The organism is Leptospira ainlahdjerensis (assembly GCF_016919175.1).
Lineage (GTDB): Bacteria > Spirochaetota > Leptospiria > Leptospirales > Leptospiraceae > Leptospira > Leptospira ainlahdjerensis.
Genome location: NZ_JAFFPU010000044.1, coordinates 63038 through 75073 on the forward strand (window position 1 = coordinate 63038; position 12036 = coordinate 75073).

General features: G+C 44.3%; 10 protein-coding genes. 5 read left to right on the forward strand and 5 right to left on the reverse strand.

The window, feature by feature from the left end; translation table 11 throughout:
• Nucleotides 1-124: 124 nt before the first annotated feature.
• The 4 genes from JWG45_RS12755 to JWG45_RS12770 all read right to left on the reverse strand — a co-directional run bounded on the left by JWG45_RS12755 (nt 125) and on the right by JWG45_RS12770 (nt 4016).
• Nucleotides 125-505 (reverse strand): phosphatidylinositol phospholipase, encoded by a 381-nt coding sequence (locus JWG45_RS12755; protein ID WP_205280070.1) that lies wholly within the window; start codon nt 503-505, stop codon nt 125-127.
• A gap of 47 nt (nt 506-552) precedes the next feature.
• Nucleotides 553-1512 carry a hypothetical protein gene (locus JWG45_RS12760; protein WP_205280071.1) on the reverse strand — a complete coding sequence of 320 codons (960 nt, stop codon included), beginning with the start codon at nt 1510-1512 and terminating at the stop codon, nt 553-555.
• A 110-nt stretch (nt 1513-1622) separates the two neighbouring features.
• On the reverse strand, nt 1623-2636 hold the full coding sequence (locus JWG45_RS12765) for a hypothetical protein (protein WP_205280072.1): 1014 nt from the start codon (nt 2634-2636) through the stop codon (nt 1623-1625).
• A 3-nt stretch (nt 2637-2639) separates the two neighbouring features.
• Complete coding sequence (locus JWG45_RS12770) at nt 2640-4016, reverse strand: helix-turn-helix domain-containing protein (protein ID WP_205280073.1); 1377 nt, start codon at nt 4014-4016, stop codon at nt 2640-2642.
• Between the two features lie 359 nt (nt 4017-4375).
• Here JWG45_RS12770 and JWG45_RS12775 point away from each other — a divergent pair, with 359 nt between their 5' ends.
• From JWG45_RS12775 to metF, 5 genes are all read left to right on the forward strand, one after another.
• Nucleotides 4376-5128, forward strand: a complete 753-nt coding sequence (locus JWG45_RS12775; protein ID WP_205280074.1) for a ParA family protein — start codon at nt 4376-4378, stop codon at nt 5126-5128.
• Complete coding sequence (locus JWG45_RS12780; protein ID WP_205280075.1) at nt 5112-5957, forward strand: ParB/RepB/Spo0J family partition protein; 846 nt, start codon at nt 5112-5114, stop codon at nt 5955-5957. The genes JWG45_RS12775 and JWG45_RS12780 overlap by 17 nt, the downstream gene beginning before the upstream one ends.
• Nucleotides 5958-6330: 373 nt before the next feature.
• A complete protein-coding gene (locus tag JWG45_RS12785) occupies nt 6331-7224 on the forward strand; it encodes a helix-turn-helix domain-containing protein (protein WP_205280076.1) in 894 nt (297 codons plus the stop codon).
• A gap of 24 nt (nt 7225-7248) precedes the next feature.
• Nucleotides 7249-9762: a discoidin domain-containing protein gene (locus tag JWG45_RS12790; protein ID WP_205280077.1), complete on the forward strand. Its 2514-nt coding sequence runs from the start codon at nt 7249-7251 to the stop codon at nt 9760-9762.
• Between the two features lie 10 nt (nt 9763-9772).
• Nucleotides 9773-10645: a methylenetetrahydrofolate reductase [NAD(P)H] gene (gene metF, locus JWG45_RS12795; RefSeq protein WP_205280078.1), complete on the forward strand. Its 873-nt coding sequence runs from the start codon at nt 9773-9775 to the stop codon at nt 10643-10645.
• A gap of 338 nt (nt 10646-10983) precedes the next feature.
• Here the strand turns inward: metF and JWG45_RS12800 are convergent, their stop codons facing one another.
• A complete protein-coding gene (locus JWG45_RS12800; RefSeq protein ID WP_205280079.1) occupies nt 10984-11808 on the reverse strand; it encodes a 1,4-dihydroxy-6-naphthoate synthase in 825 nt (274 codons plus the stop codon).
• Between the last annotated feature and the right edge of the window lie 228 nt (nt 11809-12036).

Genomic DNA, 12036 nt, shown 5'->3' on the forward strand with positions numbered 1-12036 from the left:
AGCGACCATCTGTAATCAGTTGCCCGCAAGAAGCGGCACCTCTCATTGGTTTTTAGGCGAAAAGCGCCCGATATCCGGCGCTTAGGGGTTAGAACTCCTGCCCTGTGGGCAGCACAGGGGGATTTTATCGTTTTGCGACTTTTTTGGAGGAAGCTTTCTTGACGGAAGTTTTTGCAGATTCCGGCGAGGCGCCGTTCTGTTTTTCGGAAGACTTAGGGTGCGAAGGCGCGTCGAAATTCGTATCGATCCCCTGCTTTCTGTTTCTTTTGACCATATATACAAAATGTCTGATATACTGACCATACGGTTCCGGGAGAGTTTTTGGGTCAAAGTCGGTAGGATTGTCTAAGAGAGATTTTACAACGACTTGGCTTAGGTCTTCTTTGCTTGTCATCATGATGGTCTCAAGACGTTTACAAATTTCGTAGTCGTTTACTTCGAGAGACATCTTTTTCATTGCGTTCAGCAATTTCTGAAAAGAAGAGCGTTTCACTTTGGAAGCCATAGACAAAGATTTTCAACCTCGGGCTGAAAAACAAACAAATTTAGATTTTATCCGACCAGAGAATGGGAGGAAGAATTTTTGAAAGTAAAGAATGAAAATTGTTGTTTATTGGAAGAATGAGCCCCGACAATCTGAGGAGTTCCTACGTTCCCTTCAGAAGATAAGGTTCTCTTGGGGATCAGCGAATTCTCTCTTACATTCTCCGTTTTAAGGAGTAAATTATTGGCAAGGGAGAAACCCGGATTCTTCTCCATTTCCATCAAGGAGCTTGCAACGGGACAGCCCATTCCATTCTCCCTTCCTAACCCCTCTGCGGATCCCGAGGTTCCTCTCACCCAGACTTTCCTCCCATATTCACTTCTTTCAAAGAGAAAATTCGAGGTAACTTTCCCCATCCTTTCACCAGGATCAAAACCTGCAATTGGGGTAAAATTTTGGTCGAGCCAGAGGCCTTTTGTCACGGAGTGAAAAAGAAATTCTTCGGAAGAACAAAAATTCTTCTCTGCACTCAACAAGGGCGCAAAAAGAAAACAATCGATCCCGGTCCAAGCTGCATTTTCGTTTTTGTCCCAAGATCTATTTTTCGAGGAAGAGCTCGAAGCCGCTCCATCAAGGTTCGAAACGGAATGGAAACTCGGAACTTCCAACGTCAAAGAAAGAAAAAAATTCCGACCGAAATGAGAACCTGTAGGAGAAAAAGGAAAACAAGCCTGAGAAGCCAAATTCAAACTTTCGAAATCGAGTTTGGAAAAACTCGGAGAGAAGAATTCTTGTCTTTTTTTTTCAGAAGTTTTCCGTTTCGAAAAAAGAGAAGTCCGATTTTTCTTGGTAACAAAAGATTCTTCCAAATCCAAGTTCATATTTCCGGAGATCGGAGAAGAAAGAACCCGATCTACTTCTGATTGATGAACTGAAATTTCAGAAACTCCAACGGTCTTGTTTTCTTCAGCCGACAAAGCTCCCGCCGTCCCGAGCCCGAGGGACCCGATAAGCAAGATTTGTGCCAAAATTTTTATTTGAGACCGGAAAAACATAGCAATTTTCTATAATCTGCCCGTTTTTCAGGAAAAAGGAAGCTTTTTTTCACCTTTTTCGGAGTTTTTTTGAGATTTTTTGCTCAGGCGCTTTTGCGAAAAAGGCGTTTCACCCGGAGTTTCCACTCCCAAAGAATGATTCCTTTTTCCTCTTCTTCGGCCCGCTCTTGTTCTTTTTCCAAAAGTGCGTAACACATACTTGCGATTTCCGGACCGAAATTTTTCTCGAGTTCGATTTCAAACTCGGGAACTTTCATTTCTAAAATCAACTCCGCCAGACGAAAGCCTTCATCCAAACTTTGGAGTTTGGGTTTTACTTGTTTGAGTTCCTCTTTTTCAAATTCATTTCGAATCATCACCGAGAAAAAAGTTCGAATGAAAGAAACCTCTTCGGGCTTTAATTGAAAATCGAGGAGAAGCTGTTTTACTTTTTCCAGATCCATTCTTCTCAAATGAATCCTCGCCAAAAAGACCGGGTTTCCGGAATGAATATTGAGATTTCCAGAATCCATGATGTCCGCGGCGCGCACCCGGTTGAAGTCGACGATTCCGGATTCTTTTCCTTTTGTGCCCTCCGGCGCCGGCGTTTCCGCAACTTTGTGAAGAGCCACTTTTTTACGAACGATCAACATATTGAGGGCCGGAAATCGAATCTTCAACGTGATCAAATCTTGTCTCGGATAGGTTTCATCCAGAACCAGATGGTGCATATCAACGCCCTCATCTCTGGAACGAATCAGATCTTCGTTGTTTTGAAAATGATAAACGACAACCGGAAGGACGTCGCAGTCGCTTCCCGAGCTTAGAAAAATCGTTCGGACCTCGTTCCCGGAATTAGAATGCTGATACGGAATTACAAGTTTTCCCTGTTTAACGTTTACAAAGCTCAATTCTCCCAACCGAAAATGAGCCAGATTGAATTCCGACCCTAAAAAAACGACCCTCGGAACCGCCACAACAATCGAATTGTTTTTGGCTCCTCGAGGAACTTCGGGACCTTTTTGGGTAAAAACAACGTAGGTCATTTTCGCCAAACGAACTTTGACTAAAAATCCACCGGGAGTTTTCCGCTCTTCATATAAAGAATCAAGATCCACTTTTTAACCTATCTCCAACTGTTTCAGTTTGTATTGTAAAGAACCCCGGGAAATTCCGAGGGCCTTCGCCATTCGGATCTGGTTTCCTCCGAACAATTTATGGGCCAGAAGAATTTTTTGTCTTTCTACGGCCTCGACCGCCCGGCGGAGATCCAAATCTTCCGAGTCCGGGAGAGTAAAAATTCTATCTTTGCCTTCTTTTTTTTCCTGGATTCCGATCTCGGAACCGGAGGAACTCAAGATCGATTCTTCCAGAAGATTACGCAAGCCGGAAAGATTGTTGTTAAAATCCATCCTGAGAATCTTCTCAAGATTCAACTTCGAAAGCCGGAGATCTTCGCGCCCCAAAGATTCTTTGAGCTCCTCTAAGAGAAACCGAACCAGAGATTCTTTTTGCGAAGAATTTAGGTCGGCAAATGCAGGAACGGAAATCGTTCTCTGGAGAAGAAATTCTCGGAACGGTCTAAAAATTTCGTTGGGTTCCGACCCGCTCGCCTCCGTAAAAATAAGACGAAACGGACTGGATTCTCCGGAGAGAATTTTAAAGAAGAATTTCTGCTGAACCGAGGAGAATTTCTGCGCCCCTTCGATCAAAATGGTACCGGAATTTGTCATCCGAGACCATTCTTCAAAAGACTTCTCCAGTTTCGAAATTTGCTCGGGCAAAAAACCCAAAACCAGAATTCCTTTCTCCGGACTCAAGGTCCGATGAATCCATTTTCCGAGCGTCTTTTTTCCCGCTCCGGAAGCGCCCAAAATCCGGACCCAAGAACTTCTCCTGAGCCAATCCGGCATGGTCGTAACCCCGCAAATTTCGGCTAAAAATTCACCGACGTTTTCCTTTCGGGGGAACTCGGGACGAAGAATCGGAGCCGAAGACGAAACTTTCAAAACGGAAAGATCCGAAAGAGAATGAGAAGAAGATTCGGAGATTTTTCGAGCGACCAAACCCCAAAGAACAAGGAGCGAGTCCGAAGGTTTTTCCAAAAACTCCGCCAGAAAAAAACCGTCCAAAAAAGTTTCACCGCGAATTCCGACAACCAAACAACCCGAAGAGCGAGGATCAAAAAGTTCGTGGTCATCGGAAGAAAACCAAAGCGGAAGATTTTCTCTGTTTAAGATTTCGAGATTCCCCGTAGAGCGAGATAAGAAAGAATAAAAAAAGCCGTCTTCGCCATAACCGACGGCGGAAACTTCTTCCAAACTTTTTCCCTGATCAAAGCTAAAAGTAAGAACTCCGCAAAGCGCACCCGAAAGCCGAATCCAGTCCTCAAATGCCTTTGAGAATTCATCCTTTTTCAGCAAAGATGAAGAATTCTCCGAAAACAAAAGATTGAAAAGGGAGGGATGCACAAAGGGAAGATGTTTAAAATTAAGCATCCTGTCAACTAAGTACAGAGCCGATGTCGGACGTCCGACAAAGGAGGGTTTGGAATTCTTTTTCCGTGAAAAAAGACCCAATTTAAGATAAATGATTGAAGATAAAAAACCTTAACTCTATCTGGAATCGGTGCTGCAACAGAAGATCGTTTCTCTCGTTTTTTAAAATTGAACTTTCTAAAAGACAAATTCTAAAACTCAAGATGCCAAAAAAAGGTCTTCGAAACCGAGCGCAAACTCTTCTTTTCAAAGCACGAGAACACGGAAATTTTTCAAAAATCAAAATTCTTATCATTCAAAATTAGGTCTTGATAAGGAATCGATGTCGGATGTCCGACAATAGAATATAAGGTAGAATCATGATAGTTGTATCCATTGCAAACCAGAAAGGCGGAGAGGGAAAAACAACCACTTCTCTCAACTTGTCCATGGGGCTCGCGAGAAGAGGAAAAAAAACCTTGCTCGTCGACATCGATCCTCAGGCAAACTCGACTGGCATTTTTATCAACCCGGAGACACTGGATAAATCCATGCACGGAGTTTTTAACTCCCGGATGAATATCAAAGAAATCATGGTAGATACCAAACTTCCGAATCTTTTTTTAGCTCCTTCCAAAACGAATCTCGCCGAAGTGGAAACACTTTCCGGAAGTTCCGTGGATGCTCCCTATATTTTGAGAGACGCGCTCCAAGGATTGGAAGGTTTTGATTTTTGCATCATCGATTGTCCGCCGAGCCTTTCGATCTTCACGATCAACGCGCTTGTAGGTTCGAACTACGTGATCATTCCACTCCAAGCGGAAAAGTTTTCGGTCGATGGAATTGTAGGACTTCAACAGACAATCACAAGCATCAAAAAAAGGATCAACCCTAATCTGGAAATTTTAGGCGCACTTATCACCCAACTCAAGCCACAAACACTTTTGACAAAAACCATCGTACCCGTGCTGACAAAATATTTCCGGATTTTTGAGACCAGCATTTCCGACGGAGTCGCCGTCGGAGAATCTCACCTCGCCAAGAAATCGGTATTCGAATATAACAAATCGAGCAAACAAGCACAGGAATACGAAGGGTTTATTGAGGAGTTTTTGAATGAGCTCAAAAAGTAAAAGATTAGGTTCCCTCGCCGACGTATTCCAGGCGGAAAAGTTAGAAGGAACGATTCGAAAGATTCGATTGGATAAAATTCTTCCTTCCGACAACCAACCGAGACAAGATAGAAAAAAAGGCGTCGAGGACTTGGCTCGAAGTTTGGACAAGGACGGGCTTCTTCAGCCGATCATCGTCACAAAACAAAATCCAGAAGACGAGCACTACAGAATCGTAGCCGGAGAAAGAAGATTTCATGCGGCCAAACAACTCAACTGGACCGAGGTAGAATGTAAAATTTTAGACCGAGACGAAAAAGAAACCTTCCGTCTCGCGATCATAGAAAATCTTCAGAGAGAAAACCTTTCTCCTTATGAAGAAGTCGAGGCGATGTCCCATTTAAAAATCAGCTTCAAATACACCGACCAAGAACTCGCGACTCTTTTTGGAAAAAGCAGAAGTTATATGACTGAGCTCCTGGGAATTTCAGACCTTACAAAAGACGAACTCAGATCCTGTAAGGACGCCGGAATTGAAAGCAAGAATCTATTGATCCAAGCCGTCTCCGCTTCTAGAAAAGGCACCTTTCCCGAATTCTTAAATTTATTTTCAACCGGGGCCTTAAAGACGGTCAAGGATGCAAAATCGTTTAACCGGGAAGACGAAGGCCTATTCTCTTCCAAGCCAGCCATCGCCGCAAATTCCAAAACACCGGTTTCCAAATCTATAGAATACAAGATCACAAAAAAACCGGGGCTCATTCAGATCAGCTCGGAAAACGACGAACTCTTGGGCGAAATTCTCAAGTTGGTAAAAAAAGAAATTCGAAAGAAATTCGAATCCGAATAACTCCTTCATGTCGTTTAATAATTTTGTTAAGCGACATTAGAATAAGTACATACAGGTACTTAGCAAAAGAATTTTCCAAAAACGATTAGAAACGGGTCAATGAGATTGACAAAGTCACGACAACGAGTTTAATGTGACATAATATAGTAAACGGAAATATAGTACGAAGCCTCATTCCGAAAGGATTCAGGCCGAAGGCGTATTCAATTTAGATCCGGACAAAAAAATTCCCCTGGATAACCAGGGGCCGGATTTTCCCGAAGGAATGTTGTTGGATGAGACATAAGTATCATTATGTCCGATAATGTCAACTCCCTTCGGAACTTTTGCTTAAAATTAATGTACTTTCCTAAAAGGAGGGTTCCGAAGGGAAATGGGCGAGCATTATCCATACATCAAATTTTTTGCCGATATCATTGATTCCGGCGTTTGGGCCAGCCTATCTTCGGCGGCCAAAACGTTGTATTTGGTCCTGCTTAAATTTAGCGACCAACATTTTAAGCCGGTCTGGCCGAGCACGGACATTCTCCTGAAATTAACCGGGTTCAAGACAAAAAAATCAATCATCCAAGGAAAGAGAGATCTCATCCAGGCGGGACTTCTTCAGGTTACCCCGGGAACGGGGCATACCAGTTCTCGGTATTATTTTTGCTTCAACTACCCCGGTTCCAAAATTCCACCTCAGGGGTATAATTCCGGATACCCCAGGAGTGGCGAAATGGATTCCCTTGAGGGATCAAAAAAGAATCCCCAGGGGGCCTCAGAAGGATCCCCAAACCATATCAATATAACAATTACCAACAATCAAAATCAAGAACCAGGAAAAAAGAATGCACCCTTGAGTTTATCTTTGTTGGAAGAAAAATACGGGAGCTCCCTTTTATCCGAGGCGCTTGCCATTGCAAAATTACGGGGAATGGAAGCAAATCTGAGATACGTGCAAGGGATTTGTAAGAATCTGATGGCGGCGCCGGACTCGGTCCCGATGCCTGAATTTAATCAAAACGTTTCCGAATCCAATGCAAAAGATCCGACATGGAAGGGATTTTTACTTTGGTCGCGAGAAAGATTGACTCGTTCCAGCGTGGAAATTTTGGAACAGGTCCGAGTCGAACCGGATGGAAGAACTCTTTGTGTATTGGACAACGTTCCGGAGTCCTTGCGAATGATCATAGCAAAGTACTTCACAGAGGAAATCCGTCCTCCGATATTGGTTATATTTTCCGCAAAAACCGAAGAAAACCGAACTATTTCCTCTAAATATTAAAAAGAGAACCAGGACAAACCTTGAATGAACTCTGAATCGATTCGAATCAGCCACCCCGGCCCCTTAAAAATCCGGGAAATCAAATCCTCCGGAACTTATGATTTAAAAGAAGGAAAACTTTTACGCTATACTGAAACCAAAGATTCTCCCGGAATCTCCGCCCTTACCTTGCATCTGGATGGAATCTCGAGTTTGAATCAAATCCGACTTCATTCCAATCCGCAGGAACTTGCCTTTTTTCCGGATACGTTTCGTTTTGAAATTTCCATGGACGGAATCGTCTGGGAACCGATTCTTCAAGAGACCGGGTTTCGGCGTTTAAACCAAAAGGTCGGACAATGGAATTTTTCTCTCGTTCAGGCCAAATTCTTAAAATTGATTAGCCAGGTTTCCGAGAAAGACAGTTCCGGAAAATACAAGGTTTCTCTTGGGCAGTTAGAGGTTGGAATTTCGGGAATCGTAAAAATCAACGTCAGTTCCGAACAGGACCGTTTTTGGGTAAAAGAAAATCTCATCGATCAAAGACCCGACTACGGATGGGCATCGAAGGAAGTTTCCAAACCAGGAGAAGAATTTTTTCTTACCGACCTCGGATCGATCAGCCGCGTGAACGAGCTCCGACTTCTTACTTCCAAAACGGACCCGGTTTGTTTTCCGGAAAGATTTACCGTATATTACAGCGAAGATGATCTTTCCTGGAATCAGTTGTTGGAAGAAAATCAATTCTTATCCGAACCCGGAGTTTGGTATCAATGGAGATTCCTTCCGACTAACGTGCGTTATCTGAAACTCGTGGCGCGTCAGAAAGAAAAAAAAGGTCAAGAATTCTATCAGACAAAGATCGTGGAGTTGGAACTCTATGCGACTCCGCACTTGAGCGATCTTACAAACAAACCGACTTCCGAACCTCTTCCGTATGCGACCGTGCTTCGTTCGGGTTTGGTTCGTCTCGCGGTAGACGGTGAAAATTCCGAAGGGGTTGCGGTTCAATCAAACGACAGAAGGTTGAGAGATTCTTCTACCGAATACAAAGGAATCGTAGAACTCGCCGGAGACGGAGAAGACAAAGAAGGTGTTGTCGTTCAAGGAAATGATAAACGACTGAAACACGCGACCGAACTCGCACACGGCTTGGTCCGTCTTGCTTCTAATGGCGAAAATCGGGCGGAAAGAGTTGTTCAAGGAAATGACGATCGCTTGAAAGCGGCAACGGTTTCCAGTCTTGGAATTGTGGAATTGGCTGAAAACGGGGAGACCAAAGACGGAGTTGCCGTTCAAGGAAACGACGATCGTCTGAAGATCGCGACCACAAAAAAATACGGCTTAGCGATTCTTTCCGAACCAGGAGCATCGGAACCGGGAAAGGCCGTGACCGCTGATGATCCGAGAATCCGAAAAGCAAATACGGAATTTCCAGGGATCGTTCGTTTTGCAAAGAGCGGAGAAGATTCTTCCGAGGCGGCCGTTCAAGGGGACGATAAGCGCCTAAAAATCGCCAGCACGGAATCTTACGGAATCGTCCAACTCGCACAATCCGGGGAATCCAAAGAAGGCGTTGTCGTTCAGGGAAATGATAAACGACTTCGAAACGCGACCACTTCTTATCCGGGAATCGTGGAAATCGCGACCTTAGGAAATAACGCTCCTGGAAAAGTGGTTTCTTCCGACGACCCGAGATTGTCCGACAAAAGAGATCCAAAACCGCACACTCACGAATACGCTCCGTTGGATCACGACTTTAGTTCTCATACCGGATTCTTAAAAGTAAAAGGAAGCACGGAAGCGGCTTATACGAACATCGCACCTCCTCCCGAAAATCACGCGCCGATTTACGGAAGAAACGAAAGTGAAAAAGGCGCGGGCATTGTTGGATCTGCGCGTAACGCGGGTTTGATCGGATACGGTGAAAAATTTGGAGTTCGAGGGGATGCCTCTTCCGGCGACCAGGATTCGGCGGGAGTTCTTGGGCTCGCCAAACGAGGATTTGGCGGAATCTTTCATTCCAGATCCGGAGTGGCACTTTTCGCAAACGGGAAAGGGATTCCTTCTTTAGGTGAAACCGGTTCCGGTAAAGCGTTTCTTGCGGAAGGAGAATCCGAATTTTCCGGAAGTGTTCGAATTTCGACGGGAAAGAATGCGGATTGTATCGCGAGATTTTTCCCTGTAAATCCATCGGACGTGATTGGAGAAGGTGATATTTTGGCGATGGGAGAAGATGGACGTTTGCAAAAAGCAAAGACGGCTAACGCGACGAATGCGATTGGAGTTGCCGTTAAATCGGCCGCCCTACTTTTTGGAGAATCGGCTCCGGCTGACGGTTCTCATTGGCTGGTTGCGGTTTCGGGTGTCGTAACCGTAAACGCGGATGCGTCTTCGTATCCGATTCAACCAGGAAGTTTGCTTGTGACCGGTTTGACCGGCGGGCACGCTGTTCGAATTTCGGCAGAATCCCTTCGTCCGGGTTCTCTTTTTGGAAAGGCCTTAACCCCGCTTCGCTCGGGAAGAGGTCAGATTCAAATTCTTCTTTGTTTTCAATGATCGAGATTTTATGAAAAAAATATCTGAAATTTACGGCTCCGCGAAGGGGCCAGTGTATTCGTTTGAATTCTTCCCTCCGAAAACTCCGGAAGGGGATCTGAAATTGATGGAGACCGTGAAAGAATTATCTCGCGTGAATCCCGACTTCGTTACAGTGACTTACGGCGCAGGCGGTTCTACAAGAGACAAGACGGTTCAAATCGTAACTGAAATTTCTAAGAATTATTCGGTTCCTACGGCTTCTCATTTTACCTGTGTGGGTGCGAATCAAGATCAGATTCGAGAAATTCTAAAAGGAATTCGTTCCAAAGGAATCGTAAACTTGATGGCCCTTCGCGGAGATCCCCCAAGAGGCGAAGGAGAATTTAGAAAAACTCCGGGCGGTTTTGAGAACGCGACGGAACTGATTTCTTTTATTCGTTCCGAGAAGATGGATTTTTGTATCGGAGGCGGCTGTTACCCAGAAAAACATCCGAGTGCAAAGTCTTTGGAAGAAGACGTTCGACATCTCAAATTGAAAGTCGATGCGGGAACCGACTTTTTAGTTTCTCAGCTTTTTTTTATGAATTCTGCCTTTGAGAATTTTCTCAACTTAGTGAGAAAGGTCGGAATTCAGATTCCAGTGATTCCGGGCATTATGCCGATCACTTCCTTTTCTCAGATCGAAAGATTTAAGTCGCTGGCGGGTTGCGAGTTTCCTTCTTCTTTGATCGAAGATTTGCAGGAAGTGGAACATCGTCCCGAGGAATTTTACAGGAGAAGTTTAAACTTCTCCGTGAAACAATGCAGGGAACTTTTGGAAATGGGCGTGCCTGGGATTCAACTTTATACTCTGAATCAGTCGCACGCGAGCTATGATATCGTGAGGGAATTGAAGGGATAAAAGAAGGAGTTCCTACTTTTTTAAGGAGGTCTTTTCCTGAGCGAGAGGAATTTTTCTCTTTTGTCGGAGTTCCGACAAGGGAAGAATAAGGGAATTTTTCTTTACGAAGGAAGATTTCTGTGATAAGGAGAATTTCCCTAATTTTTCCCACCAGCCCACCTCCTCCACCCAACGAGGGTGGGGGCCGCACGTTTTTTAGGGGAAGATTGTCGTTGTTACGACGGTTCTGTTTTTCCAAGATTGAAAGTAAGAATAGATCTTCGCGTCGGTTCGTTTGGATCGTTACTTAAAAAAGTTGTTCTGCGCTGGAAAAGAAAAGGTTCTTTAACCTTTCTTCTTTAAAACAAACTCCTCTCTTTGTCACCCGGCAAAAAGCCGGCTTCTACTCCTCTGCGATAGAGTTCCAGGATGGCTTCTTTTCCCTCTGTTCCAAGAGAGCGAGTGAATTCGTTTACATACAAGGCGATGTGCGCATCTACAACTTCTCGCGTCGTGTCTTGAGAATGTTTGAGGATATATTTGTAAGTTTCTTCTCTGTTCTCATAGCCGAGATCGAGGCTTTTTTTGAGGGCGTTGTCAAAGTCTAATTTTAGAGTCGGATCCAGGTCTCTTCGGATTGCGATGGCGCCTAACGGAATGTGTTTTCCGGTAGTTTCTTCCCACCATTCCCCGAGATCCTGAAGTTTTTCAAGTCCTTGTCTTTCGTAGGTGAAACGTTCTTCGTGAATCAAAACTCCGAAGTCGGCTTCTCCGGACAAGAGAAGAGGAATGATCTTATCGTATCGAACCGCCTCCGCTTGAAAGTCATTCTTGAGAAATAATTTTAAGAGAAGATTTGCGGTTGTGAATTCTCCAGGGATAAGAATTTTTTTTCCTCTCACGGATTCAAAATTCTTCCCTTTTTTAAATACGAGGAGAGGGCCGCAGTTCCGTCCCAGGGCGGATCCCGAGTCGAGAATGGAATATTGATCCATGACCGAAAAGTAAGCCGCAAAGGAAAGTTTTGTGGTCTGATACTTTCCTAAAAACGCGGCGCGGTTCAATTCTTCTACGTCGTGAAGTTCTTCTCGGATTTGAAATTGATTCGAAGCCTTTCCGTGCGTAAGGTGATAAAATAAAAACGTATCGTTTGGGCAGGGGGAATATGCTAAGCTGAGTTCCATCTTCTTGATTCTTTAGATTCCAGTTTTTTGAGTTCTGTCGGAAAAAGAAAGTTTCTTCCCGTTTTTTTTCGAAACGGTTTTGAGGAATGGGATAGGGTAGAAATGATAAGAATCTTTCTTTTCGACAAAGAGAGATCGATCCGAGTCCTCCTCTTTTTGGGGTCTGCTCGTGGATTTTTGTAGGAGTTCCTACTCTTCCGTAAAAAGTCGCGCGCCCCGCCCAAAATT

Excerpts from the sequence above, each read along its gene's own strand:
- JWG45_RS12755 (WP_205280070.1), bottom strand. The coding sequence starts at position 505 with ATGGCTTCCAAAGTGAAACGCTCTTCTTTTCAGAAATTGCTGAACGCA.
- JWG45_RS12770 (WP_205280073.1), bottom strand. The coding sequence starts at position 4,016 with ATGCTTAATTTTAAACATCTTCCCTTTGTGCATCCCTCCCTTTTCAAT.
- JWG45_RS12775 (WP_205280074.1), top strand. The coding sequence starts at position 4,376 with ATGATAGTTGTATCCATTGCAAACCAGAAAGGCGGAGAGGGAAAAACA.
- JWG45_RS12780 (WP_205280075.1), top strand. The coding sequence starts at position 5,112 with ATGAGCTCAAAAAGTAAAAGATTAGGTTCCCTCGCCGACGTATTCCAG.
- JWG45_RS12785 (WP_205280076.1), top strand. The coding sequence starts at position 6,331 with ATGGGCGAGCATTATCCATACATCAAATTTTTTGCCGATATCATTGAT.
- JWG45_RS12790 (WP_205280077.1), top strand. The coding sequence starts at position 7,249 with ATGAACTCTGAATCGATTCGAATCAGCCACCCCGGCCCCTTAAAAATC.
- metF (WP_205280078.1), top strand. The coding sequence starts at position 9,773 with ATGAAAAAAATATCTGAAATTTACGGCTCCGCGAAGGGGCCAGTGTAT.
- JWG45_RS12800 (WP_205280079.1), bottom strand. The coding sequence starts at position 11,808 with ATGGAACTCAGCTTAGCATATTCCCCCTGCCCAAACGATACGTTTTTA.